Source organism: Sphingobium sp. RAC03, assembly GCF_001713415.1.
Classification (GTDB): Bacteria; Pseudomonadota; Alphaproteobacteria; order Sphingomonadales; family Sphingomonadaceae; genus Sphingobium.
The window spans coordinates 183,207-207,479 of sequence record NZ_CP016453.1 but is presented as its reverse complement, the minus strand read 5'-3'; the positions used below and the strand labels follow the sequence as shown (position 1 = coordinate 207,479).

Sequence of the window (24,273 nt, the reverse complement as noted above, 5' to 3'; positions counted from 1 at the left end):
TCGCTCTTTTGGATGTGTCCGAGGAGTTGAGCGATGCCGGCGGAAAGGGTGAGCATGCGGCGTGTCCGCGAGATATTGAGATACCGGTTCGAACTGGAACTGGGCTACAAGGCGATATCACTGCGGGTGGGCGTAGTCCCCTCGACAGTGCGCGCGACCCTGAAGCGGGCAGCGGATGCGGGCCTGAGCTGGCCGCTGGATGATGCACTCAACGACGCAGCGCTCGAGGCATCGCTATATCGCGATGCAGGCAAGAAGACGGGACATCGCCGTTGTCGCGAGCCTGACTGGGCGCAGCTCCACCGCGAGTTGAAGCGCAAGCATGTAACATTGCAGGTGCTGTGGGACGAGTATATCGCGGAGCATCCCGACGGCTATCGATATAGCCGATTTTGCGATCTGTATCGCAGCTGGGCCATGAAGTTGCCAGTTACGATGCGGCAGAACCATGCACCTGGGGAGAAGCTGTTCGTTGACTATGCCGGGGACAAGATCGGAATCGTGGTCGACCGGCTGACTGGCGAAATCCGTGATGCCCATATCTTCGTGGCAGTGCTCGGTGCATCCAGCCTCACATACGCTGAAGGAAGCTGGACCGAGACGCTGCCGGACTGGCTGGCGGCCCATACGCGCGCGCTTACGATGTTCGGTGGTGCGCCCGCATTGTTCGTGCCGGACAATGCCAAGGTCGCGGTCATCAAGGCATGCCTGTACGATCCGCAGGTCAATCGCAGCTATGCCGAAATGGCTGCGCATTACGACAGCACGGTGCTGCCGACGCGACCACGGCGACCGCGCGACAAGGCAAAGGTCGAAGCGGCAGTTCTGATCGTCGAGCGCTGGCTGTTCGGACGCCTTCGGCGTCGGACCTTTTTTAGCTTGGCCGAGCTCAACGCGGCAATCGCCGAACTCTTGATGGAACTCAACGATCAGCGCGTGTTGCGCCGTGTCGCGCAAACGCGACGCCAGCTCTTCGAGGAGATCGACCGCCCGGCGTTGAAGCCGCTACCAGCACAGCCTTATGTTTATGCCGAATGGCGGCGCAGGCGCGCAGGGCTCGATTACCATGTCGAGATCGAGCGGCATTACTACTCAGTACCATACCGCTTCGCGCGGGAGGCCGTAGAGGCACGGATCACTGCTGCGACCATCGAGCTGTTCCACAAGGGGGAGAGGATCGCTGCACACATGCGCGGATCGGGCAATGGTCGCCACACAACGATCCCAGAGCATATGCCCTCGTCTCACCGTCGCTTCGCCGACTGGACCGTGGAGCGGATCGCGCGCGATGCTGCCGCCATCGGGCCGTGCACGGCATTGCTGTGCGAAAAGATACTGATCGAACGCCGTCATCCCGAACAGGGCTTCCGGGCCTGTCTGGGTATCATGCGCATGGCGCGCAGCTTCGGACGCGAGCGTGTGGAGGCTGCATGTTCGCGCGCGCTGGATATCGGCGCGCGTACCTACGGCTCGGTAAGATCGATCCTCGACAACAATCTCGACCAGATCCCGTCCTCGCGTCCGGTTGAGAGCCCGCCGGTCGATCATCCGAATATCCGAGGCCCACGCTATTACCACTGAAAGGAACATAACGATGCTTGCACATCCAACTCTCGATCGGCTGACCGCAATGGGGCTGGTCGGCATGGCCAGGGCGTTTGACGAACTTGCTGCCAACATCGAAGCAGATAGTCTGACCCATCCTGAATGGCTGGCCCTCCTGCTCGATCGCGAATGGGGCTTCCGCCATGATCGCAAGCTCTCCGCCAGGTTACGGTTCGCGAAGTTGCGGCATCAGGCATCACCGGAGGATATTGATTATCGAAGCGCTCGCGGGCTGGATCGCGCATTACTGGTAAAGCTGGTCGCAGGAGACTGGATCGGCGCGCACGACAATCTGGTGATCACCGGGCCCACCGGCGTCGGCAAAAGCTGGCTCGCCTGCGCGCTCGGGCACAAGGCCTGTCGAGACGATCGCTCAGTGCTCTATCAACGTGTTCCCAAGCTGTTCGCCAGCCTCGCCCTCGCGCGGGGCGATGGTCGGCACGAACGGTTCCTGCGCAAGCTCGGCAGTGTTCAACTCCTGATCCTGGACGACTGGGGCCTTGAACCACTCGACGCGCTCGCCCGCCACGATCTGCTCGAAATCCTGGAAGAACGCTATGGACGTCGCTCAACCATCGTGACCAGTCAGCTTCCCGTGACCAGTTGGCATCAGGTGATCGCGGACCCCACATACGCCGACGCGATCCTCGACCGCCTGGTTCACAATGCACATCGCCTTGACCTCGATGGCGACAGCATGCGGCGCTCAAATGGCAATCGGCCCGCTTGACGTAGGCTTCAAACGAAACAACAACAATCATTGCCGACAAGGCCCCGTTCCGGGGGCGACATCATCCCGGAATTAAGGGGCGCGATCATCTCGGAAGCGAGGGGCGGCTTCGTCGGAATCAGCACCATTCCCTACGCTTCTTGAATAAGGCATCGTTATGGACGCACAAGATGCAGACGAGGGCGCGACCAAAGGTATCTCGGTGGATGAGGCTTTCCACAAGGCATCGCCCGATCCGCGTGCGCGCCGATTATATTGTCTGAGCCTTCCCTTCATCCTGGGAGGTCATCCATTTGTACAAGGGATTACCAGTTCGCATGAGATGGGCGGCATCGTGGGCCAGGACCTCGCGCGCATGATCGCTGTGCCTGTTCGGGCTGACGCGGCATGAAGCTGTTTGCGATCTACATTGGAGGTGAGCATCCTGCGGCCCACATAGAAATTCATGATGTACGGTTCATAGTGGCACCATCCTTGAAGGCGACGCATGATGCGCTTCGCCGTCAGTGGTGGGGCGCGCCCGGCACGCTACATATCGACTGCTGGGCAGAGATCGACCATGCGGACAGTTACGACGTTCAGCTGCGGCCGGAGCCATATAAGGGGCGCGAACGACTGTTTTTCGTAAATCTGGGTGGTTACGATCCGGCTGACTTCGCCGAACAACATCGCAACATGTCCGTTGTCGCTGAGAATGTGACCCAGGCCAAGGCACGCGCGATGGCTACCATTCCTGCGTGGAAGGAAGGCCATCGCGACGATCTATACGAGGCTGAGAAGGCGTTCGCTCTCAACGAGGTCATTGGCGAAAAACTTCACATACACTTGGTAGCCACCGAAACGGCGCGGCCACCGAAATTTGCCTGCCGTTACATCCCGCTAAAGTAAGTGAATACGAAAACGCCGCCCTGTGGAAGGCGGCGTATCGTTCGGCAGAAATCAAATATTAATTTGCGCCGGTGCCTGGCTCAGAAGTCTTGGGCGCTTTGCCATCTTCCACGCGTCCTTCATTGCGCAGATCGCGCCCTTCCTGTGCCTTCTTCTGGCTTTCGGCGGACTTGCCATGCTCGAACGCCTCTTCCTTGACGTAGCCAGCTGCTTCTTTTGCTTTTCCTTCGATGCTCATCAGTCTCTCCTATATGACACTGCTTTTATAACGAGCTGAGTTAGCCAGTGTTCCCTTGATTGATTGGAACGTGACACGCAGGGATTTCAGATTAAATTTGCGCCGATGATCTGGAGAAAGACCGCTGTTTTGGGCAAGCCTGGCCTTACTGCCCTGTGTCACAGCGCAAACGCTGCGACGGAACCGAGGGCTATTAAAATCATTACGGCTTCGCCGTAATGCTGACCAAACGGTTGTAAGGGGGGGATGTGACAAACGACTGGCCTGACGTTTTCCCTGGCGATTCCCAAATGGGTGCAATCATGCGTGCGCATGATTGGAAGGCATCGAACTTAGGTCCGCCTGATCGATGGCCCGAAGAACTCAAGGCGTCGCTACGGCTCATGCTCCTGTCTCGGTTTGAGATGTGGCTTGGTTGGGGAGAAGACCTCAACTTCTTCTACAATGACGCCTACATTCCTACTTTGGGCTTCAAACATCCCACAGCGCTGGGTCGGCCCATGTCGCAGGTATGGAAGGAGGTCTTTGAGGACGTCAAGGATCGCATCGTCTCGGTCATGCGAGATGGCGTTGCGACCTGGGACGAACAGTTGCTTCTGCTCCTTGAGCGCAACGGCTATCCCGAAGAGACGTATCACACATTCTCTTACAGTCCTCTGATGGGTCGCGGGGGTGCTGTCGAAGGCCTGATGTGCGTCGTTCGCGAGGAGACGGACAGGGTGATTAGTGAACGGCGCATCAAGCAATTGAATGATCTGGCCGCCGCGTTGCTCCGATCGAAAAGTCGGTCTGACGTGATCGCAGCAGTGCGAGGCCATTTTGGCAGCGAGAGCCGGGACTTTCCGTTCGCGAACCTACAGCTGTTCGACTTGCCTGAAAGCCTTGATCCCGGCACTGGAGACGCTGCGGATTGGCCAGTCGTCGCGATTCAAAGAGGCGAAAAACAGGCCGTGCAACCGCTGGGGGGCGCTTTTTCGAAGTTACCGACCGGACCGTGGGAGATACCGCCGCGCGATGCGTTGATCGTAGCTATCGAGCAGCCCGGCGAAGCGCAAGCCGTCGGTGCACTTGTTCTGGGATTGAATCCCTACCGCCTGCTCGACGAAGCAACTCGTGATTTCGCCAACCTTATTGCCGCGCAGATAGCGGGGGCGCTTGCCACCATCGATGCCGTGTCTGCCCAGCGACGGGACCGCGATCGGCTGTGGTCTCTTAGTCAGGACCTGATGCTGGTTTGCGACTTTGATGGCGTCATTCGCTTGGTGAACCCATCTGCGACCCGCCTCCTGGGGTGGCGAGAGGATGAGATGGTTGGACAGGTCCTGGCCGATTTCGTCCATCCCGACGATTTATCTGCCACAGCCAAGGAAGTCGAAAAGCTGGCTCAGGGCGTTACGACCATTTTGTTCGAGAACCGCTATCGCTGCCAGGACGGCAGCTATCGATTGCTCGACTGGAACGCTGTGCCGGACGCGGGCCGCATCCACGCCGTGGCGCGCGATATAACCCGGGAGCGCCAACTCGCCCGCGACCGGGAGCGGATTTGGGCGCTCTCTCCGATCGTCAAGGTGGTGGCGACGACCCAAGGCATTATCAATGCCGTCAATCCATCCTGGACGAAGACGCTGGGGTGGAGCGAAGCTGATACGGTCGGCCGCAATATTTTGGAGTTTGTAGCGCAGGAGCAAGAAGCCGCGCAGCAGCGGTTGGCGAAACTTTCCGGATCCAACGCTGCTGTAGTCGAGTCACAAAGTGTTTTTTGCGCAAAGGATGGCAGCCACCGACGCTTCGCTTGGACTACCGTTCCAGAAGCCGGGATGCTCTATCTGTTCGGCCGCGATATCACCGCGGAGACCGAAGCGGCCGATGCCCTTATCGCCACAGAGGAGGCTTTGCGCCAAAGCCAGAAGATGGAGGCGGTGGGGCAGTTAACCGGTGGCATCGCGCATGATTTCAACAATCTGCTGGCCGGGGTTCTCGGCAATCTGGAATTGCTGGAACTGCGTATTTCCCAGGGTCGTCTGGAGGCTATCGGTCGCCATCTCGAAACCGCGCAGGGCGCGGCAAAGCGGGCTGCCGCGTTGACGCAGCGACTGCTTGCCTTTTCCCGCCGACAGACGCTGGATCCCACAGCCGTCAATGTAAACCGGCTAATTTCTGGCTTGGAAGACCTCATACGCCGCACCGTCGGGCCCTCCATAGAGATCGAAGTGGTTGGATCGGGCGGTTTGTGGATGACGTTGGTTGATCGCTACCAGCTTGAAAATGCGCTTTTGAACCTTTGCATCAATGCGCGAGACGCGATGCCGGATGGCGGACGCTTGACGATCGAAACAGCCAATAAGTGGCTAGACAACCGCATGGCGCGCGAACGCGAGCTACCTCCTGGTCAATATGTGTCACTATGCGTGAGCGACACCGGAACGGGCATGACGCCCGACGTGATCGCCCGCGCTTTTGATCCGTTCTTCACGACCAAGCCGCTGGGCGAAGGCACGGGCCTTGGCCTCTCGATGATCTATGGCTTTGTGCGGCAATCAGGCGGGCAAGTACGGATTTATTCGGAAGTCGGCGAAGGCACGACCATGTGCCTCTACCTTCCAAGGCATATGGGACCGGTAACTGAGATCGAACAGGAGTTGCGGCCGACGCAGCTTGATGCTGGGGGGCACGGGGAGACCGTGCTGGTCATCGATGACGAGGCCTCCGTTCGCTCGCTCATCGTCGATGTCCTCACCGAACGGGGATATCACGTCATTGAAGCTGCGGATGGTCCCAGCGGTCTCAAGGTGCTTGAGTCTGATCTACGCATCGACCTTCTCATCACGGATGTGGGCTTGCCCGGCGGAATGAATGGCCGTCAGGTCGCAGACGCCGGCCGAGTGGGACGTCCCAAACTAAAGATTTTGTTCATCACTGGCTATGCGGAGAATGCCATCATCGGCAACGGATTGCTGGAGCATGATATGCACGTGATCACCAAACCCTTCGGAATCGAGGCCATCGTCAGCAAGGTTCGTGAGATGATCGACGAAGGTTACAAACTAGGCAGCCGATCAGCGACCGGCCAATCTGATCCTTAAGCGGCCGCCTAAGCGCGCGTCTTCCGGCTTTTCATTTTGAACCGGACTTTTTGCCGTTGGCGGAACCCACGACATCGTCACGCCGTTAGCTGCCCATCTGTAGGAGAGCCACGGTGGAAGAAAAGAGAAAGGGCCAGGAACCGGAAGCGGATCAACGGCCGGCAGCGACGGGCGGCCTCTATGAGCAGGCCGCGCCGACATCCAACGATCCCCCATCCAAGAAAGAACGGACGAAGATCGCGACCGCGCGTGCGCGCGCAGATCGCGACCGGGCGGAATTGCGCGCGACAGGCCATGGCGATCATCAGGGCGAAGAAGGCTTTTGAGCTGTTTTATTGTCAGGCCTGCCCAGGTCGATTTTCGCGTCGTGGTGGGCAAATGAGCGTTTCCCAGGGGATTGGTGAGACCGCACTCATGCTGCTCGACGCCCTGGGCGCGGGCGATCTTCTCTATCTGGCCGATGACGAGCAGGACGCCGAAGCGATAGCCAGCGCGCTCATGTCCCTGGCGCCTGACGATCACGTCGTCCTCCTGCCGTCGAGCGACACCTTGCCCGGCGACAGCGCGCCTGCATCGCCCTCGAACATCGGGAAACGGGTCGCCGCATTGCGGCACCTTCGGCGTCTTGCGGAGGAACCCAAGCGCCGTCCTCTTGCCACCATCATGAGCGGTGAAGGGGCTGCGCGGCTCTATGCAGACCCCGCCGCTTTCGCCGCCGCGCCCCCCAGCCTGCGGGTTGGCGAACCGATCGATCCGACGAATTTCGCCGCTGACATGGAGAAAATTGGTTATGTCGCCGACGATCGCTCGATGAACCAGGCGAGGTGGCGGTCCGCGGGGAGGTGATCGACATCTTTCCGGCAGATGCCGGGCTGCCGGCGCGTATCGATGTCGCCGATGGTCGCGTCATCGGCATCAGGCGCTATGATCCAGTCACGCAGCGCACGCAGGAGTCGTGCGAAGGGCTGGAGATTGGCCGCGCGGCCGAACCGGAGCCAGCGCGGAATGGCACCATCCTCGCCCATCTGCGGCCGGGGCGGCTATACGTCTCGGCAAAGGCCGAGCAGCGTCGCGCGCGTTTCATTCGCTTGGCCACCGAGGCCGTCGGCCATTCGGGTTCGGAGATCGATGCTGCATCCCAGTCGTTGTGGGCGAAAGATCTTGCGGCCTGGCGTTCAGGCGATCCGGCGAATTTCGCCATATCGCCCATCCCTCGCTTTGCGGAGCAGCGCTCGCCCCTATCGGCGTTGAAGCGCTTTGCGACGCCGCATGTGCAGGAGGGGAAGCGCGTGCTCTTGGTTGGCAGCGAGCGGGATGTCCGTTTCCTCCGGCCCAAGATCGCCAAGACGTTCAAGGCTTCGGTCGAGGCCATCGACGCGATCCCGGCCATCGATACGCTCGCGCCGGGCACGATTGCCGCGATAGTTGCGCCGATCAACCGGGGCGCTGTTGGCGCGAAGCTGGTGATGATCGCTGCCGCCGATCTTCTGGGTAGCCGGGCGTTGATTGGCGCGACGCAGGACAGCGTTGCCGCCGGGCTTGCCCAGGCGGGCGGCGACATTCGTGCGGGCGATCTGGTCGTGCATGAGGGTCATGGCGTCGCGCGTGTGCTGGGCCTGGAGGCAGCTACCGACGATGACGACGCAGAACTGATTGCGCTTGAATATGCCAATGGCGCCAGGCGGCTCGTTCCGTGCCAGGAGGCCGGCCTGTTATGGCGGTACGGCGCAGATGGCGATGCGGTGCGGCTCGACAAGCTGGATGGATCGACCTGGGATAAGCGGCGCGGGGCGATTGACGAGGCGGTGGCCCAAAGCGCGCGCGCTCTTCTTCGACTGGCGCGGGAGAGGGCCGATGTCAAAGCCGCCGTTATAGAACCCAATAGCGCCGCTTATGAACGATTTGTCGCCAGCTTCCCTTTCAACGAAACGGCAGATCAGGCCCGGGCGATCCAGGCGGTACGGGCCGACCTTGCCAGCGGACGGCCGATGGATCGCCTGGTGATCGGCGATGTGGGCTATGGCAAGACCGAGGTCGCCCTGCGGGCCGCCGCGCTTGCCGCGCTGGCCGGCTATCAGGTCATATTAGCTGCGCCGACGACGGTTCTCGTTCGGCAACATATCGAGACGTTCCGGCGCCGCTTTGCCGATACGGGCGTGGTCATCGCTGGCCTTTCGCGCCTTTCGAGCGCGGCGGAGAAAAAGGCGGCGAAGGCCGGGCTGGCCGACGGGTCCATCGGCATTGTCATCGGCACGGCTGCGGTGATGGCGAAGGATGTACGCTATGCCCAATTGGGGCTTGTCATCATCGACGAAGAACAGCGCTTCGGTGCGGCCGATAAGGCAAGGCTGCGGGGACGCACCGACCTTCACCTGCTGGCCATGAGCGCGACGCCGATCCCCAGGACGTTGCACCGCGCGATGATCGGGCTGCAACAGATGTCGGTGATCGCGACGCCGCCCGCCCGTCGCCAGCCGATCCGGACGAGCCTTGCCAGCCCCGACGATTCAATGATCAGGACAGCGCTTTTGCGTGAACGGTCGCGCGGCGGCCAAAGTTTTGTCGTCGTGCCCCGTATCGAGGATCTCGCACCGCTGGCCGATCGGCTGGCGCGGATCGTGCCAGACCTCGCGCTGATCGAAGCGCATGGCAAGATGCCGGTGGCCGCGATCGACGATGCCATGGTCGGCTTTGGCGGTGGCGAAGGCGATGTTCTGCTCGCGACCAATATCATCGAGGCAGGACTGGACGTGCCGCGCGCCAACACGATGATCGTCTGGCGCGCCGACCGCTTTGGCCTCGCCCAGCTTCATCAGTTGCGCGGGCGGGTAGGCCGCGGCAATCGCCGGGGTCAGGTCATTTTGCTGACCGAAGCGGGAGAGATTGCCGAACGCACGACGAAGCGGCTGCGCACGCTGGCGACCTACGACGGGCTGGGTGCGGGCTTTGCGATCAGCGCTGCCGATCTCGATCAACGGGGCGCTGGTGATCCGCTGGCTGACACGCAGGCCGGGCATATGAAGCTGATCGGGATCGACCTCTATCAACATCTGTTCGAAGCGGCTTTGAAAGAGGCGCGGGGGGAGGACGCCGGACTGTGGACGCCTGAACTCAATCTGGGCAGCGCAGGCGGTCTGCCATCGGACTGGATACCCGACCCCGACATCCGCCTGGGCCTCTATGTCAGGCTTTCGCGGCTTGTCGATGAGGGTGGGCTCAGCGCTTTGGAGGAGGAACTGGCGGATAGATTTGGTCCGCTGCCCCCCGCTGCCGAACGGCTGATCGATGCCAACAGGATTGCTATTCTCGCGCAGGCGGCCGGGATTGCACGCGTCGATGCAGGCCCGGCCGCGATAGCGCTGACGGCGCGCGAGACTGATCGTGACATGAGCCAATGTGCAGGGCTGTCCGAAAAAGACGGCCGCTGGCTTTTGAAGGCGCAGACCGACGAGGCTGATCGGCTCGCACGGGTGACCGACCTGCTCGAAAGCATTGGCGCTTTGCGGAACTAACGCCCCGACCTTGCGTCGATTATCCTGATCTGCGGCACTGGGATTGTCGGGCCATTGAGAAAGCGGAAGCCACATGAAGATAGCGGTCGTTACAGGCGGTGCTCAGGGCATCGGCAAAGGCATTACACAGGCCCTGTTGACGCAGGGCTGGAGAGTGGCGGTGTTGGACCTGGATGCCGAAGCGGTCCGCGACCTTTCCGACGAAATGCCGACCGACAAGCTTATGGCGATCCGGGCTGATGTCGCCAGCGAACGTGACGTCGAAAAAGCGTTCGACAAGATTACAGCCTGGAATAAGGCGGCGGAAGAGGCCGAGGGTATCGATCTGCTCGTCTCCAATGCGGGCCTTGCCAATTCGGTCAGCGGTCCGATCGAAAGCCTGGAACTTAAAAAATGGCAGGCATGGCAGGACAGCCATGTGACCGGCGCTTTTCTGATGGTGCGCGCCGCCGTGCCGCTCCTGCGCCAGCGTAAAGGGGCGATCGTCATCATGGCATCGACCCGCGCGATCCAGTCGGAACCCGATACGGAGGCCTATGCGGCGGCCAAGGGTGCGCTCTGCGCCCTGACCCATGCGCTGGCGATCAGCCTTGGCCCCGACATCCGCGTAAACGCCGTCTTGCCCGGCTGGATTGAAACCCGCCCCTGGGCGAAGTCACAGGCGCGCGAAGCGGTGGAGCATCGCGCGATCGACCGGGATCAGCATCCGGTGGGCCGCGTCGGCGAACCGTCCGACATCGCGGCTACCGTCCTGTTTCTGGCGTCGGAGGGCGCAGCTTTCATCACTGGCCAGCAGATCGCCGTCGATGGCGGCATGACCCGCAAGATGATCTACGCGCATTGACGGCTCGCTATATCCGACAGCCTCACCGTGTGCGTCGGTAAGCCGGGTGGCCGGACTATGTGCCAGCAGCGCCTTCGCACTGATATTTGCCGATTGACCCATATCGCGCCATCGGCTCGCGCGTCATAATTGCGCCCCGAATTCCTCTAGCGCGGCCGTGACGACCTCGACCTTCGCTTCATCCTGCAAATCGACCGACACCGTGATGCCGCCAGCGAGGGGCGCATCGTCCCTTTCGGCCTGATCGATCGTCCCGCTATCCGCGCCTCCTATCAGACTGCCTGCACTATTTTCATCCCCGGATGCCGCCACGAAAATGTCGGTCCGGTCGATACCGATTTCCTGGACAAGCCGTTCCACCGCCATGTCGGCCTGCTCACGGCTGTCGAATGTGCCTGTCAATGTCGTACTCATGATGATCCTTTCATCGGGGCCTGGAATCGGCATGTGCGGGGATGGCGGTCATCTTCATCGATGCCCGGTGTTTATATGAAGCGCCGATCGCGCGATCGGTTGCATGTCTTCTCCCGCCATTATTGCAGGAACCACAGGCAGCCTGGGCTGTTCTGGAACGTCATGCCGACCGAACGCGATGTCTACAAACCCGAGCGCTGGCTGGACGATGCCCTGTTCGCCCCCGAGGTGCGTGACGCCTTTTTCCGGCTGACGGGGCAAGGCTGGACCGATGCCCTACGGACGATCCATCCCGACGAGACGATCTATACCTTCTGGAATTATTTCCGGAATGCCTATGGGCGCAATGCAGGTCTGCGCATCGACCACCTCCTACTTATACCAACGTGCATTGATCACGACCCACGCGCCCATTTGCGGCGTCCGATAGTCATTATGCGCCACGGCTGATCGACCAGCTTGTTCCAAGCTTCGCAGCAAAGGTCGATGATGTTGTCGTGGAGCGTGAAGATCCGGTTGGACAGCCAGTTATCGCGCATGAATTGCCAGATATTTTCGACCGGGTTGAGTTCAGGGCATTTGGGCGGCAGCGGAATGATGCTGATATTCTCTGGCACTTCGAGCTTTCCGGTCATGTGCCACCCGGCTTGATCCATCAACAGAACGCCGTGGGCACCTGGTTCGATAGCGAGCGATATCTCCGCCAAGTGCAGCGACATGGTCTGGGTGTTGCAGAACGGGAGGACCAAGCCTGCCCCCTTGCCAAGCTCTGGACAGATGGCGCCGAAGATGTAGGCCGATTTCGTTCTTTGGTCCTTGGGTGCCGACGGCCGGGTGCCGCGCCTGGCCCAGCGCCGGGTGATCTTGTTTTTCTGACCGATCCGGGCCTCATCCTGGAACCAGACCTCTATCGGCGTGCCGCGCGGGAGGGCGGCTTTGATCTTTGCCAGCTCGGCTGCAAAGCCCCCTTTTTGAAGCCCTCCAGCGCATATCCGTTCTGGGCATGGTGGCGAGGGCGCGCCGTCAGTTTGACATAGCCCAGCTTCTTCAACTCCCGCCCCACGGTCGTTTCCGTCAGGGACACGCCAAACTCGTCATGGAGCCACCGCGCCAGGTCGATCAGCCGCCAGCGGACAACCCCGTGGATCGCTGGGATCGGGCCGCTTTCAACGATCTCTGCAAGAGCCTGGCGCTGGGCATCGTTCAACAACGGGGGCTTGCCCGGCGCCTTCCCATCGAGGAGACCGTCTGGACCTTGGGCATTGAACCTAACCACCCAGTCGCGCACGATCTGCAACGTCACTCCGCCGATGCGTGCGGCATCGCTGCGGCTTGCGCCATCATAAATTTCCGCCAATGCCAGCAACCGTCGTCCCTGATTCGCGCTCCTTGTCGCACGAGCCATGCGTCTCAAGCCCACCGCGTCAAAGTCGTCCCGCAATCCAATCGCTGCACCCATCATCATGCCCTCCAACAGGAAGCCATAGATTCAGAAATTCAGCGCCTTGGGAATCCCCCTCGTGAGTCAGCATCAATGGAGGTTGGTATTAGCCCCGCTCTCGCCTCCAGGCTTGTCAACGCGCAGGTCGATGCGCATGTGCGCGGGTGGGATAATACCAACCTGCATTGATCACGACCCACGTGCCCATTTGCGGCGTCCTATCGTCATGATGCGCCACGGCTGATCGACCAGCTTGTTCCAGGCTTCGCAGCAATGGTCGATGATGTTGTCATGGGACGTGAAGATGCGGTTGGACAGCCAGTTATCGCGCATGAACTGCCAGATATTCTCAACCGGGTTTAATTCCGGGCATTTCGGCGGCAGCGGAATGATGCTGATATTCTCGGGCACTTCGAGCTTTCCGGTCATGTGCCACCCGGCTTGATCCATCAGCAGCACACCGTGGGCACCTGGTTCGATAGCGAGCGATATCTCCGCCAAGTGCAGCGACATGGTCTGTGTGTTGCAGAACGGGAGAACCAGACCAGCGCCCTTGCCGAGTTCTGGACAGATGGCACCGAAGATGTAGGCCGATTTCGTCCTCTGGTCCTTGGGCGCCGACGGCCGGGTGCCGCGCTTGGCCCAGCGCCGGGTGATCTTGGTTTTCTGGCCGATCCGGGCCTCATCCTGGAACCAGACCTCTATCGGCGTGCCGCGCGGGAGGGCGGCTTTGATTTTTGCCAGCTCAGCTGCAAAGCCCCCTTTTTAAAGTCCTCCACCGCATATTCGTTCTGGCTATGGTGGCGCGGGCGCGCCGTCAGTTTGACATAGCCCAACTTCTTCAACTCCCGCCCCACGGTCGTTTCCGTCAGGGAAACCCCGAATTCGTCATGGAGCCACCGCGCCAGGTCGATCAGCCGCCAGCGGACGACCCCATGGATCGCAGGGATCGGACCGCTTTCAACGATCTTCGCAAGGGCCTGGCGCTGGGCATCATTTAACAAGGGGAGTTTTCCCGGCGCCTTCCCGTCGACGAGTCCACCGGGACCCTGGGCATTGAACCGCACCACCCAGTCGCGAACGATCTGCAGCGTCACTCCGCCGATACGCGCGGCATCCCTGCGGCTGCCGCCATCATAAATTTCCGCCAATGCCAGCAGTCGCCGTCCCTGGTTCGCGCTCCTTGTCGCACGCGCCAGTCGTCTCAAGCCCGCTGCATCAAAGTCGTCCCGCAATCCAATCGATACACCCATGGCAATGCCCTCCAACCGGCAGCCATAGATTCAGAAATTCGGCGTCTTGGGAATCCCCTTCCGCTTGTGGATCGGCCTGCTCCCGGGCGGCCCGGACCTCGCGTCGTGCCTTCATGAGTTCCGATACGAGCATGAGGCGCGCATGCTCCGCCAACGAGGGGTTGTTCATTCGCCAGAGCCGGCCGCGGACAACGAAATAGCGGCCATCCGGAGTTATCGGATGCCTGGATGCTGGCTCCATCGCTTCCTCATGCTGTCAGTCAAAGAACATAAAATATCGGAGCATAGCCGGACTTGCGCTCGCATCTATCGCATCCGCTGGGCACTAAAACGCCTTCCTGCAGATGACGGCGCGAGGTCACATAGCCGCCGCGAACTCGCGCATGGCGGCGGTCACCGCCTCGACATGGGCCTCGTCCTGCAGATCGACGGACACGATGATCCGTCCCGCAAGTGCGGCATCGTCTCTTGCGGCCTGACCAACCGTTTCGCCGTCCGAGCCGGCGATCATGCTACCGGCGCTGTTCTGGTCGCCTTCGGCCGAAATGAAGATATCCGTCCGCTCAATCCCGATCTCTTGCACCAGCCGCTCGATCGCCAGGTCCGCCTCGGTCCTGCTGGCGAATTTACCTTCCAAAGTCGTGCTCATTGCAATTCCTTCGATCATCAAGGACGGGAGTCGGCGCGGTCGGCCTCGGGATAATCCTCCGGCGACACGGTGCCGACCGAGGGCCGGTCCTCTACGTCTTCTTACGGGTTGCCGCCGCGCGTGCGCGGGTCGAGGTCATCCGCATTGGGCTGAACGTCGCCAGCGGGTCCGCAACGGGGAAGCTCTTCGGACTGGCCGTTTTCGGGATCCAGGCCATTCTCGTTACCAGGCATATTATCGACCTGTCTGCGCGTGCAGGACCTTTGGCCCCGTCAGCTCTATCAAGCCCCGTGCGGAGATCGAGTTTCATGCCAATCGTCGAAGTTGATCCAAGTCATGATGAAAATACCCCGCACAAGAGAAAGTGCGGAGAAGGGCATCTTCCTCCGTCACATCGATGGGTTGACAGGCAAATAGCGTCAGCCGCCTTGACCCATCCGCGACCAATAGTTCAGTCTCGTTTTGCGATACGACTGCCCCGGCCTCGATCTGCCGTCTCACTTTTGACGGTTCGGAAAGCTGTCTAAGTAGGTCGAGACCAAAGAAAGTCCTGCCGATAAAGTCAGCCAATCCATTATTGTCCGTGCGGGACACGTCCGAAAGACATGGCCTTGCCCACTTTCTTGCCTGCTTTTCCAGCACAACAGTAAGTGGAGATGATGGGGGATAATTAAATCGTTAGTCGAACCGCCCGAACCATTTCTTCAATCCAGCCGGTCAAAAGGGTCGCATAGGTCCGCTGGTGGTTTGCGTCTCGCATGGCGTGGGTAGCGCCGTGGATGATGCGATGGCTAAGTGAGTTTGCCTGGCGGAAAGCCGCCTGCATCGAGATGATAGCCTCACGTGGAATTCGCTCGTCTTTCTCGGACTCAACGATCAGCACGTCACCGAAGAAATTAGCGCAAGCTGACAGGGCGCGGTCCGCACCTGCTTCATGTGGCTGTTCACGATAGGCTCGCACGATCTCCTTATTAAGTTTTGACTTGGGCATGTCCCAATCATTGTCAGGGTAAAGGGCAGGCACCCTCATGGCCAGCCATCGCACTGGGCGATGTGCTGTAAGCAACATAGCCAAATAGGCGCCGTAACTTGTGCCTATGACGCCGATAGCGTTCGTATCGACAAGTGGGTTCGCTGCGAGGTAGTCATAAGCGGCGAGCACATCATCAAGTCCGTCCTGTCGTGTCACCCATTCTTTATCTGCGTCGCTATCGGCATGCCCGCGAAGATCGAAAGTGAAACATACGCATCCGAGCCGCGCAAGCGCCTCGGCATGTCCCAGATCCTCGGCCTGGTCGCCACCCCAGCCATGAATGAATAGAAAGCCGGGGACAGGCACTTCAGGTTGCAGCAGAGTGCCGACAACCTTCTGTTCGTCAACCCTGAGGGCAACCCCATCTTCGTCAATCTTGCTTGGGTCGCTCATGCGTACCGCACTGCGTATTTGGTCATTGCACCGACCACCGGGTCGACGCCCTGAAAGTAGAGCGTCGCACCAGCAGGGAGCGTTACGATATCATAGACCTCAACCGTAGAGCACCGGACATGCGTCGTATCAGGTTCTGCGCGGAAGGCTTCGAACGCCGCAATCTCCGCACCGCTCGCGCCACCCACCCGCCAGGATTGCTCAAGCACGCCGATGCGCCGATGACCGGGTATATCGGTGCCTTCAATCACATCGTAATTGCGCCGGGTCAGGATGATATCGGGATAGGCGGCATGCGCCGCCCTATCGAATATGGCCGCGCAGCGCACAGCTTGGGTGATGTGTTCAGGCAGGTCTAACTTCGCCAAACCGGCAAGGCCTCCCCGCACGACGAACAGATCGGAACCGCCATATACCTCACGACCCTGATGATCGGTGGTCAGGTTCTGACTTCCCCAGTAGCTGATGGTTTCACCACCAAGTTCGACAACACCGACGCTGTAGGTCACTACGTCACAAAGGTTTTCCTCCAGCACAATGCCGTAGCAGGCGAGATCCTCGGCATCTTCAAGGGCTAGGGCAGCATCAAGCTCGGCTTCACTGTGTATCACGGCTTGGCCGAGGCCAGCTTTACCGCATACGTCTTTGATCCGCACTGGCCCCTGAGCAAGAAGGAGGCGGCCGGCTTTGGCAGCATCTGCATGGCTAAAAGCAGTATAGCCTGGCAGCGCGGCATCGCCCAAGAGCCTGGCCATTTCAAATGACCACTCTTGGGGGCGCTGAGCATTGTCATCGACAAGACCATGCGCAATGCCCTTCGTGCCGATAAAGAACGCCGGCACGACCCCTCCCAGAATGTCACTACGGTCGAAGATGCCAGCCTGGGTAGCCGCATCTTCCTCGAGCGCGTCGCCGGGCACGAGCAAAGCATTCGTCTTCGCCGCCTCATCGGCGCCCATTGGCGCTAGTAAGGGTTGCTCGAGCAGCGACGCGATGTGGTCAAGCAGCACTGCGCGTGATGCCTGATCATGAACGTTTCCTTCTGACGCAGTGTGGTTGACCAGCGCGGCGACTCCGCTTGGTTGCCATGGGAGGATGCGGGTCGCGAAGGAAGCAGGTGGCACCAGTGGGCGAGAATTGAAAGCATTCAGCATGCCGTTCATCCTGATAAGAGGAGCTACTACAACGAACCGTCGTGACGCCGGTTCAAAATATGTTTTTATCCTTGTATGACCTTTGGTGCGGACCAAAAGACGAGGCTGCGGGCTTAGCAAAGCTCTGTTTCTTCTTGCACAGGGCGCTTTAACTAACCTGAGGGTGGACGCGATCACATCGCGACCGATGGCAGCCGGGGATGCTCGACCGGCGGCTCCTTTCAGATCCGGACGTTCACTTCACCACAGAGGAACGGCGATACCGGGTCGACAGCCGCTGGAATAGCTGACGGTCTGCACCTGGGGAGCGAAAATTGGTCGCTGGGCGTCTGATTAGGGTCGGTTTTTGCCAGGTCTCAAAAACGCCGCTTCGTGGGACTTTGCTGTCGTTCCCAGTCCATGCCTCAGAGGGCAGGTTTTGTCGGGAGCAGACACACGATGTTTGTCCATCTGGACCGGCGGTACGACGAAGAGTGAGCCGTCTGCCAGTGGCGGAACCCGGGCGGTGAGATGCGATAGCGTCTCAACGCCGATAGCTTCCCACACCACGCGGTTCACAGTGTCGCAGCGAGCGATCGAATTTGAAGATCCGCCATCGCGTGTCCGCAGGATCAGCCGTTCTCGCAATCTCAATGAGTCAAAGCGGGTTGATCTATGAATACGATCTAAAAGAATGAATGTATTCAAATAGATAGCGGCTAATTTCCCTAAATTTACCTCTATTTATCCCTGTCCCTTGCCGGCGTGATGGTAGCCCTTTGGTCACGGCGCTGATGACCCTCGGCTCCATTTTTTGAAAGGCAAGGCTCATGAAAAAAAGACACCTCGTCAGCGCGCTGGCCATCCTCGCAGCCACGGCCCCGGTTGCCGTCCATGCGCAATGCGCTCCGATCGCTCCGGCTAAGGCTGCGGCATCGGTGCCTGTCATCCACTACAAGAGCACCACGATCGACGGCGTGAAAGTGTTCTACCGCGAAGCCGGACCGGCCGATGGCCCCGTGCTCCTCCTGCTGCATGGTTTTCCGACCTCGTCGCACATGTTTCGCAACCTGATCCCGCTGCTTGCGGATCGCTACCGGGTGATCGCGCCCGATTATCCGGGCTATGGCCAGAGCGACGCACCCGACCACAAGTCGTTCTCGTACACCTTCGCCAACCAGGCCGACATCGTCGACAAGCTTGTGACGAGGCTGGGCGCCCAGCGTTACGCCATGTACGTCATGGATTACGGCGCCCCCATCGGTTACCGACTGGCGCTCAAGCATCCCGAACGCGTCAGCGGTCTGATCGTGCAGAACGGGAACGCCTACAACGAAGGCCTGCAGTCGCCGTTCTGGGATCCGATCAAGGTCTATTGGCAAGATCGTTCGCAAAAGAATCGGGACGCACTGAATGGCCTGGTCACGCTCGCCATTACGAAATTTCAGTACACCGACGGCATGGGCGATGTCGCGCGCATCAGTCCAGACAACTGGGTGCAGGATCAGGCGCTGCTCGATCGCCCCGGCAATCGCAACATCCAACTCGACATGCTCGGCGACTATGGGTCGAACGTTCCCCTCTACCCACAATTCCAGGAGTTCTTCCGCAAGTTCCGGCCGCCGACGCTGATCGTCTGGGGCAAGAACGACAAGATCTTTCCCGAAGCCGGTGCGCCTCCCTACCTGCGCGACCTGCCTGAGGCCGAGATGCACATCCTCGACAGTGGCCATTTCGCGCTTGAGGACAAGCTCGACGTGATGGCCCCGCTGATCCGCGGCTTCCTCGAGCGCAAGGTCTGCAAGTGACCCCCCGCGTCCGGAGCCTTCGGGCTCCGGACAAACCCTGAAGGAATATCTCATGACAAGCTCTGCAACGGGCGGCCAGGCAATTGGCTCGCCGCCCCTTTCGATCGTCCTCGTCCACGGCGCGTTCGTCGACGCCTCGGGCTGGCAAGACATCTATACCGATCTTTCCACCCGCGGCTTCGAGGTTCTGGTCACCCAGCACCCGACCCTTTCGCTCGAGGGCGACGTCGCGGTGGTCAAGCAGGCCATCGCCGCTGCCAGCGGACCGGTCTTACTGGTCGGACACAGCTACGGAGGCGCGATCATCACAGTCGCCGGGACCGATCCCAAAGTCGCCGCGCTGGCCTATGTCGCCGCATTCGTTCCCGATGCCGGCGAGTCGATCGGCACGCTGACGGCAGGGCCGCTGGAGGACGGCGAGGTCCCGGCTCCGGTGATCCCCGCCTCCGAAGGATTCCTGATCGTCGATCCGGTCAGGTTTCCGCAAGCCTTCGCCGCGGATGTCGAAGCGCGGACAACCCGGTTCATGGCCGCCGCGCAGCTGCCTTGGGGTCTCGAAGCCGTCGGCACTCCCCTAGTGAAAGCGGCCTGGAGATCTAAGCCGTCGACCTACCTTGTCGCCGCCGCGGACCAAATGATCCCTCCACGTGCCCAGCGTCAGATGGCCCAGCGCGCCGGTGCGCCGATCACCGAAGTCACGGCGAGCCACGCCGTTATGCTATCGCAGCCGGCGAAGGTTGCGGACTTTATCGCCGCCGCCGCTGCGTCGGTCTGAGGGGAGGATACCGATGACCCGGTCAGCCACTTTCCACCGCACGGTCTCCGTCGCTGGGACCGAGATTTTCTACCGCGAAGCCGGTGAGAAAGGGGCGCCGGTCATCGTCCTGCTGCATGGCTTTCCCAGCTCGTCGCACATGTTCCGCAATCTCATTCCGGAGCTGGCCGACCGGTTCCACGTCATCGCGCCAGACCTGCCGGGGTTTGGGCTGTCGGCCATCCCGCCGGCCGACCGGTATGCCTACACCTTCGCGAATTTTGCCAAAGTCGTCGCCGCCTTCCTCGAAAAACTCGAAGTAACGCGCTACGCACTCTACGTGATGGATTATGGCGCGCCGACCGGATTCCGTCTGGCCCTGGCGCACCCGGACCGAGTGTCTGCACTCATTATTCAGAACGGCAATGCCTATGAAGATGGGATGGGCGCGTTCTGGGATCAGACACGCGCCTATTGGGCCGACAACGGTGCCGGCAATCGCGATGGCATGCGCCCGTTTCTTTCGCTGGAAGGCACGCAGTTCCAGTACCTGAGCGGCGCGCGCGATCCGGCCCGGATCGACCCGGCCGCCTGGCTGCACGACCAGCTGTTTCTCGACAGGCCGGGCGCCGCCGAGGTCCAGCTGGACATCATCTATGATTATCGGACCAACGTGGCCCTTTACCCAGCGATCCAGGCCTACTTCCGGCAGCATCAGCCGCCCGCCCTGATCCTGTGGGGGTCCAACGATCCCATTTTCCTGACCGCCGGCGCGCAGGCCTACCTGCGCGACCTGCCGGCGGCGGAGCTTCGCTTTTTCGATACCGGTCATTTCGCGCTCGAGGAGAGGGCGGACGAAATGGTCCCCGTAATGCGCGATTTTCTTGCGCGAGCCCTCTCGAACGACACCCAATCCAACCAAGGAGAATGACCATGACCGACAAGCGCACCAAGACCAGCACCCTGCCCTCCGGCGGCGGCGTTGCCCTGCTCGATCCGTCCGACGCGGTGATCCTGCTGCTCGATCACCAATCTGGCCTGTTTCAGACCGTCAAGGACATCTCGGTCGCCGATCTGCGCCGCAACGTCGAGATGATCGCGAAGCTTGCGACCCTTCTCGACATCCCAGTGATCACCACCGCCTCTGAGCCGAACGGCACCAATGGGCCGCTGATGCCCGAGATCGAGCAATATGCCCCGCACGCGGTCTATGTGCCGCGCAAGGGCGAAGTAAACGCCTGGGACAATGACGACTTCGTCAGCACTGTCGCCGCCACGGGACGCAAGACCCTGATCATGGCTGGCGTGTGGACGAGCGTCTGCGTGATGTTCCCGGCGCTCGACGCCCGCGCCGCAGGCTACGACGTCTACGCCGTGATCGATGCCTCGGGCGATCCGAGCGAGATGGCATCGCGCACCTCTCTTGCCCGGTTCGTCCAGGGCGACGTGATCCCGACGACCACCAACGCTCTGCTGTCCGAACTGCACCGCACTTGGGCCCGCCCCGAAGCAGCCGAGCTCGGCGTGCTCTACGGCCTGGTCGCGCCAAACTATGCCGCCGTGGCGGAAAGCTACGCCCGCGCGCAGCAGGCGGCTCGGCAGTCTAACTGACCACGATCGGGCAATACCACCCGGCGAACGCGAACCGATAAAAAGCGAGAAACGAAAATGCCCTATGGCTTCATGGACATCGCGATCACTCCCAGCGTTCGCCGGGCGCAAGCCGAAATGGGTGCCGATCACCTCTGGTCCGGCTTCGCGGGCCACCGGGAATTCGGCCTCTTCGGTCCGCGCGAGCGAGAGTTCATCGCGCGGCGCGACAGCTTCTACATGGCCTCGGTTTCCGAAACGGGTTGGCCCTACGTGCAGCACCGCGGCGGCCCCGCCGGCTTTCTCAAGGTGCTTGACGATCGGACTCTCGCCTTTGCCGACTATCGGGGCAACCGTCAGTACATCACCACCGGTAATGTCGCGGCGGATGACCGGGTCTGCTTGTTCTTGATGGATTATCCGCGCCGCGCTCGGCTGAAGATCTACGCGACCGCGGAGACGGTGGCGCTCGATGCGGATCCGGACCTGTCCGCAGCGGTAGCGGACGAGGCCTATGGCGCCAGAGTGGAACGGTTTTTCCGCATCCACCTCAAGGCGTTCGACTGGAACTGCCCGCAGCACATCGTGCCGCGGTTTACCGAGGCGGAGGTTGCGGCTGGGACGCAGATACTGCGCGACCGGCTCGCCGCACTCGAAACCGAAAACCAGCATTTGCGCGCGCGTCTCGACGGACGCGACATGACACCCCTTGCCGAAGGAAGCTGACCTATGAAACCCTATCTCATTTCGCTCGGCGCCGGCCTGCTGGTGGGAGTGGTCTACAGCCTGCTCGGCGTGCGATCGCCGGCGCCGCCGATCATCGCGCTGGTCGGACTGGCCGGAATCCTGCTCGGCGAACAAGTGACCCCGATCGCCCGCCAGCTCGCCGACCGAGTCGAACTCAACCGATTCATCTGCACCGGTTGCGCCCACCACGTGCTGGGCAAACTGCCCGCCAACGGGGAGCGCAACGCATGAACCTGACCCGCCGCCAGGCGCTTGCGAGCGCCGCAACCACCGCTCTTTTTTCCGTGACAGAAAGCTTCGCCATGACCGCTTCCGACACCATCATCGTCAACGCCAAGGTGACCACGCTCGACCGCGAGAATCCGGTGGCTACGGCGGTGGCGATCCGGAACGGCACGTTCCTGGCCGTCGGCTCCGAGCCCGAGGTCCGCGCCGCGGCCGCGCCGGGTGCACAGGTAATCGACGCGAGGGGCCGACGCTTGATCCCGGGCCTGATCGACAGCCACATCCACGTCATCCGCGGCGGGCTGAACTACAACATGGAGCTGCGGTGGGAGGGCGTGCCCAGTCTTTCGGAAGCGATGGCTATGCTCAAGCGCCAGGCCGAGAACACCCCGCCGCCACAGTGGGTGCGCGTGGTCGGCGGCTTCACCGAGCACCAGTTCGCTGAAAAGCGCCTGCCCACGCTCGACGAGATCAACGCCGCCGCGCCCGAAACGCCGGTGTTCATCCTCCACCTCTACGACCGCGCCTTGCTCAACGCCGCGGCGCTGAGAGTGATCGGCTATACCAAGGATACCCCGAACCCACCTGGCGGCGAGATCGTTCGCGACGCGGCCGGCAATCCGACCGGGCTGCTGCTGGCCCAGCCCAATGCGGCGATACTCTACGCGACCCTCGCCAAGGGCCCTAAGTTGCGCGAAGATTACCAGCTCAACTCGACCCGTCATTTCATGCGCGAATTGAATTCGCTTGGCGTCACCAGCGTGATCGACGCGGGCGGCGGCTTTCAGAACTATCCCGACGACTACCAGATCATCGCGAAGCTGCACGCCGACGGCGAGCTGACCTTGCGAATCGCCTACAACCTGTTCACCCAAAAGCCGAAGGAGGAGCTGAAGGACTTCGCGACCTGGTCCACCCAGGTGAAGCCGGGGCAGGGGGACGACACCTATCGTCACAACGGCGCCGGCGAGATGCTCGTCTACTCCGCGGCCGACTTCGAAGATTTTCGCGTCGCTCGCCCTGACATGCCACCCGAAATGGAAGGCGATCTCGAGCCGGTGATCCGCCTGCTCGCCGAGCGCCGCTGGCCCTGGCGGCTGCACGCGACCTACGATCAGACGATATCGCGTGCGCTCGACGTGTTCGAGAAGGTCAACCGCGACATCCCTCTCCAGGGGCTCAACTGGTTCTTCGATCATGCCGAGACGATCAGCGAGCGCAATATCGATCGGATTGCCGCGCTGGGCGGTGGAATCGCCGTGCAGCACCGCATGGCTTTCCAGGGCGAATATTTCGTCGAGCGCTACGGTGCCAAGGCGGCCGAGGCGACGCCGCCGATCAAGCGGATGATGGACGCCGGCCTGCCAGTGGGCGCGGGAACCGACGCGACCCGCGTCGCCAGCTACAACCCCTGGGTCTCGCTGTCGTGGTTGGTGACATCGAAGACCGTCGGCGGACTGACGCTTTATCCCGCGCGCAACCGGCTCGACCGCGAAACCGCGCTGCGGCTGTGGACCGAGAAGAACACCTGGTTCTCGAACGAAGTGGGCAAGAAAGGCCAGATCAAGAAGGGCCAGTTCGCCGACCTTGCGTTGCTCTCGGACGACTACTTCTCCGTACCGGAAAGAGAGATCGTTCATTTGCGAGCCGTCCTGACCATGCTCGGCGGCAAGGTAGTCCACGGTGAGGGCGACTTCGGCGCGCTCGCCCCCGCGCTGCCTTTGCCCATGCCCGACTGGTCGCCCGTGGCAACCTTTGGCGGTTATCACCGCACGGGTGAAACCGCGCAGAAATTGGCGGCAGCCTGTGGATGCGCGTCATCGTGCGGCGTCCACGGGCATGATCATGCGGCCGCTTTAGGAGCCAACGTCCCCGCAGCAGACACGCAGTCGTTCTGGGGCGCGTTCGGTTGTGGATGCTGGGCTGTCTAAGG

At 61.1% G+C, this 24,273-nt stretch carries 23 protein-coding genes and 1 pseudogene; 17 read left to right on the top strand and 7 right to left on the bottom strand.

Annotated elements, in window-relative coordinates:
* Positions 1-54 precede the first annotated feature (54 nt).
* The 4 genes from istA to BSY17_RS00905 all read left to right on the top strand — a co-directional run bounded on the left by istA (position 55) and on the right by BSY17_RS00905 (position 3,223).
* Complete coding sequence (gene istA, locus BSY17_RS00920) at positions 55-1,581, top strand: IS21 family transposase (RefSeq protein ID WP_083216953.1); 1,527 nt, start codon at positions 55-57, stop codon at positions 1,579-1,581.
* 13 nt (positions 1,582-1,594) lie between these two features.
* Positions 1,595-2,335 carry an IS21-like element helper ATPase IstB gene (istB, locus tag BSY17_RS00915; protein WP_069063965.1) on the top strand — a complete coding sequence of 247 codons (741 nt, stop codon included), beginning with the start codon at positions 1,595-1,597 and terminating at the stop codon, positions 2,333-2,335.
* A 157-nt stretch (positions 2,336-2,492) separates the two neighbouring features.
* Positions 2,493-2,726: a hypothetical protein gene (locus tag BSY17_RS00910; RefSeq protein ID WP_069063964.1), complete on the top strand. Its 234-nt coding sequence runs from the start codon at positions 2,493-2,495 to the stop codon at positions 2,724-2,726.
* Complete coding sequence (locus BSY17_RS00905; protein WP_069063963.1) at positions 2,723-3,223, top strand: DUF1543 domain-containing protein; 501 nt, start codon at positions 2,723-2,725, stop codon at positions 3,221-3,223. The genes BSY17_RS00910 and BSY17_RS00905 overlap by 4 nt, the downstream gene beginning before the upstream one ends.
* A 58-nt stretch (positions 3,224-3,281) precedes the next feature.
* Here the strand turns inward: BSY17_RS00905 and BSY17_RS00900 are convergent, their stop codons facing one another.
* Positions 3,282-3,461 carry a hypothetical protein gene (locus BSY17_RS00900; protein WP_069063962.1) on the bottom strand — a complete coding sequence of 60 codons (180 nt, stop codon included), beginning with the start codon at positions 3,459-3,461 and terminating at the stop codon, positions 3,282-3,284.
* A gap of 302 nt (positions 3,462-3,763) precedes the next feature.
* Between BSY17_RS00900 and BSY17_RS00895 the strand changes: the two genes are divergently transcribed.
* From BSY17_RS00895 to BSY17_RS00880, 5 genes are all read left to right on the top strand, one after another.
* The gene (locus BSY17_RS00895) at positions 3,764-6,544 is read left to right on the top strand and encodes a PAS domain S-box protein (RefSeq protein WP_443019411.1); all 2,781 of its coding nucleotides are present in this window, start codon (positions 3,764-3,766) and stop codon (positions 6,542-6,544) included.
* 113 nt (positions 6,545-6,657) lie between these two features.
* The gene (locus BSY17_RS00890) at positions 6,658-6,870 is read left to right on the top strand and encodes a hypothetical protein (protein ID WP_069063961.1); all 213 of its coding nucleotides are present in this window, start codon (positions 6,658-6,660) and stop codon (positions 6,868-6,870) included.
* Positions 6,839-7,390: a hypothetical protein gene (locus tag BSY17_RS21760; RefSeq protein WP_237236182.1), complete on the top strand. Its 552-nt coding sequence runs from the start codon at positions 6,839-6,841 to the stop codon at positions 7,388-7,390. The genes BSY17_RS00890 and BSY17_RS21760 overlap by 32 nt, the downstream gene beginning before the upstream one ends.
* On the top strand, positions 7,369-10,056 hold the full coding sequence (locus BSY17_RS00885; protein ID WP_237236180.1) for a DEAD/DEAH box helicase: 2,688 nt from the start codon (positions 7,369-7,371) through the stop codon (positions 10,054-10,056). The genes BSY17_RS21760 and BSY17_RS00885 overlap by 22 nt, the downstream gene beginning before the upstream one ends.
* A gap of 73 nt (positions 10,057-10,129) precedes the next feature.
* Positions 10,130-10,900 (top strand): SDR family oxidoreductase, encoded by a 771-nt coding sequence (locus BSY17_RS00880; RefSeq protein WP_069063960.1) that lies wholly within the window; start codon positions 10,130-10,132, stop codon positions 10,898-10,900.
* Positions 10,901-11,023: 123 nt separating this feature from the next.
* Here the strand turns inward: BSY17_RS00880 and BSY17_RS00875 are convergent, their stop codons facing one another.
* Positions 11,024-11,314 carry a hypothetical protein gene (locus tag BSY17_RS00875; protein ID WP_069064452.1) on the bottom strand — a complete coding sequence of 97 codons (291 nt, stop codon included), beginning with the start codon at positions 11,312-11,314 and terminating at the stop codon, positions 11,024-11,026.
* 153 nt (positions 11,315-11,467) lie between these two features.
* Here BSY17_RS00875 and BSY17_RS20705 point away from each other — a divergent pair.
* Positions 11,468-11,764 (top strand): annotated as a pseudogene (locus tag BSY17_RS20705) (exodeoxyribonuclease III); the annotation flags it as partial.
* On the opposite strand, the gene BSY17_RS20700 reads toward BSY17_RS20705, so the two are convergent.
* From BSY17_RS20700 to BSY17_RS00835, 5 genes are all read right to left on the bottom strand, one after another.
* A protein-coding gene (locus BSY17_RS20700) for an IS630 family transposase (RefSeq protein ID WP_150125710.1) occupies positions 11,710-12,773 on the bottom strand; the annotation gives its coding sequence in 2 pieces (ribosomal slippage) (positions 11,710-12,279 and positions 12,282-12,773; 1,062 coding nt in all). The pseudogene BSY17_RS20705 and the gene BSY17_RS20700 sit on opposite strands and share 55 nt — an antisense overlap.
* Positions 12,774-12,944: 171 nt before the next feature.
* Positions 12,945-14,008, bottom strand: a protein-coding gene (locus tag BSY17_RS20695) for an IS630 family transposase (RefSeq protein WP_150125674.1) whose coding sequence is annotated in 2 segments (ribosomal slippage) — positions 12,945-13,514 and positions 13,517-14,008 — 1,062 coding nt in all. Because the reading frame shifts where the segments join, the coding sequence is not laid out codon by codon here.
* A 358-nt stretch (positions 14,009-14,366) separates the two neighbouring features.
* Positions 14,367-14,657 (bottom strand): hypothetical protein, encoded by a 291-nt coding sequence (locus tag BSY17_RS00845; protein ID WP_069063955.1) that lies wholly within the window; start codon positions 14,655-14,657, stop codon positions 14,367-14,369.
* 670 nt (positions 14,658-15,327) lie between these two features.
* Positions 15,328-16,083, bottom strand: a complete 756-nt coding sequence (locus BSY17_RS00840) for an alpha/beta hydrolase family protein (RefSeq protein WP_069063954.1) — start codon at positions 16,081-16,083, stop codon at positions 15,328-15,330.
* Positions 16,080-17,237, bottom strand: coding sequence for a DUF3182 family protein (locus BSY17_RS00835; protein ID WP_171899155.1), 1,158 nt, complete (start codon positions 17,235-17,237; stop codon positions 16,080-16,082). The genes BSY17_RS00840 and BSY17_RS00835 overlap by 4 nt, the downstream gene beginning before the upstream one ends.
* 809 nt (positions 17,238-18,046) lie before the next feature.
* On the opposite strand from BSY17_RS00835, the gene BSY17_RS00830 reads away from it, so the two are divergent.
* From BSY17_RS00830 to BSY17_RS00800, 7 genes are read left to right on the top strand one after another with little or no spacing between them, the layout of a single operon-like run.
* Positions 18,047-19,024 (top strand): alpha/beta fold hydrolase, encoded by a 978-nt coding sequence (locus BSY17_RS00830; RefSeq protein WP_069063952.1) that lies wholly within the window; start codon positions 18,047-18,049, stop codon positions 19,022-19,024.
* A 52-nt stretch (positions 19,025-19,076) separates the two neighbouring features.
* Entirely contained in the window at positions 19,077-19,799 is a 723-nt protein-coding gene (locus tag BSY17_RS00825; RefSeq protein WP_069063951.1) for an alpha/beta hydrolase, read from the top strand.
* Between the two features lie 13 nt (positions 19,800-19,812).
* Entirely contained in the window at positions 19,813-20,709 is an 897-nt protein-coding gene (locus BSY17_RS00820) for an alpha/beta fold hydrolase (RefSeq protein WP_069063950.1), read from the top strand.
* Between the two features lie 2 nt (positions 20,710-20,711).
* Positions 20,712-21,389 carry an isochorismatase family protein gene (locus tag BSY17_RS00815; protein ID WP_069063949.1) on the top strand — a complete coding sequence of 226 codons (678 nt, stop codon included), beginning with the start codon at positions 20,712-20,714 and terminating at the stop codon, positions 21,387-21,389.
* A gap of 57 nt (positions 21,390-21,446) precedes the next feature.
* A complete protein-coding gene (locus BSY17_RS00810) occupies positions 21,447-22,094 on the top strand; it encodes a pyridoxamine 5'-phosphate oxidase family protein (RefSeq protein ID WP_069063948.1) in 648 nt (215 codons plus the stop codon).
* A gap of 3 nt (positions 22,095-22,097) precedes the next feature.
* On the top strand, positions 22,098-22,346 hold the full coding sequence (locus tag BSY17_RS00805) for a XapX domain-containing protein (RefSeq protein ID WP_069063947.1): 249 nt from the start codon (positions 22,098-22,100) through the stop codon (positions 22,344-22,346).
* Positions 22,343-24,271: an amidohydrolase gene (locus BSY17_RS00800; RefSeq protein WP_069063946.1), complete on the top strand. Its 1,929-nt coding sequence runs from the start codon at positions 22,343-22,345 to the stop codon at positions 24,269-24,271. The genes BSY17_RS00805 and BSY17_RS00800 overlap by 4 nt, the downstream gene beginning before the upstream one ends.
* Positions 24,272-24,273 lie beyond the last annotated feature (2 nt).

Excerpts from the sequence above, each read along its gene's own strand:
- istA (WP_083216953.1), top strand. The coding sequence starts at position 55 with ATGCGGCGTGTCCGCGAGATATTGAGATACCGGTTCGAACTGGAACTG.
- istB (WP_069063965.1), top strand. The coding sequence starts at position 1,595 with ATGCTTGCACATCCAACTCTCGATCGGCTGACCGCAATGGGGCTGGTC.
- BSY17_RS00910 (WP_069063964.1), top strand. The coding sequence starts at position 2,493 with ATGGACGCACAAGATGCAGACGAGGGCGCGACCAAAGGTATCTCGGTG.
- BSY17_RS00905 (WP_069063963.1), top strand. The coding sequence starts at position 2,723 with ATGAAGCTGTTTGCGATCTACATTGGAGGTGAGCATCCTGCGGCCCAC.
- BSY17_RS00900 (WP_069063962.1), bottom strand. The coding sequence starts at position 3,461 with ATGAGCATCGAAGGAAAAGCAAAAGAAGCAGCTGGCTACGTCAAGGAA.
- BSY17_RS00895 (WP_443019411.1), top strand. The coding sequence starts at position 3,764 with ATGCGTGCGCATGATTGGAAGGCATCGAACTTAGGTCCGCCTGATCGA.
- BSY17_RS21760 (WP_237236182.1), top strand. The coding sequence starts at position 6,839 with ATGGCGATCATCAGGGCGAAGAAGGCTTTTGAGCTGTTTTATTGTCAG.
- BSY17_RS00880 (WP_069063960.1), top strand. The coding sequence starts at position 10,130 with ATGAAGATAGCGGTCGTTACAGGCGGTGCTCAGGGCATCGGCAAAGGC.
- BSY17_RS00875 (WP_069064452.1), bottom strand. The coding sequence starts at position 11,314 with ATGAGTACGACATTGACAGGCACATTCGACAGCCGTGAGCAGGCCGAC.
- BSY17_RS00845 (WP_069063955.1), bottom strand. The coding sequence starts at position 14,657 with ATGAGCACGACTTTGGAAGGTAAATTCGCCAGCAGGACCGAGGCGGAC.
- BSY17_RS00840 (WP_069063954.1), bottom strand. The coding sequence starts at position 16,083 with ATGAGCGACCCAAGCAAGATTGACGAAGATGGGGTTGCCCTCAGGGTT.
- BSY17_RS00835 (WP_171899155.1), bottom strand. The coding sequence starts at position 17,237 with ATGCTGAATGCTTTCAATTCTCGCCCACTGGTGCCACCTGCTTCCTTC.
- BSY17_RS00830 (WP_069063952.1), top strand. The coding sequence starts at position 18,047 with ATGAAAAAAAGACACCTCGTCAGCGCGCTGGCCATCCTCGCAGCCACG.
- BSY17_RS00825 (WP_069063951.1), top strand. The coding sequence starts at position 19,077 with ATGACAAGCTCTGCAACGGGCGGCCAGGCAATTGGCTCGCCGCCCCTT.
- BSY17_RS00820 (WP_069063950.1), top strand. The coding sequence starts at position 19,813 with ATGACCCGGTCAGCCACTTTCCACCGCACGGTCTCCGTCGCTGGGACC.
- BSY17_RS00815 (WP_069063949.1), top strand. The coding sequence starts at position 20,712 with ATGACCGACAAGCGCACCAAGACCAGCACCCTGCCCTCCGGCGGCGGC.
- BSY17_RS00810 (WP_069063948.1), top strand. The coding sequence starts at position 21,447 with ATGCCCTATGGCTTCATGGACATCGCGATCACTCCCAGCGTTCGCCGG.
- BSY17_RS00805 (WP_069063947.1), top strand. The coding sequence starts at position 22,098 with ATGAAACCCTATCTCATTTCGCTCGGCGCCGGCCTGCTGGTGGGAGTG.
- BSY17_RS00800 (WP_069063946.1), top strand. The coding sequence starts at position 22,343 with ATGAACCTGACCCGCCGCCAGGCGCTTGCGAGCGCCGCAACCACCGCT.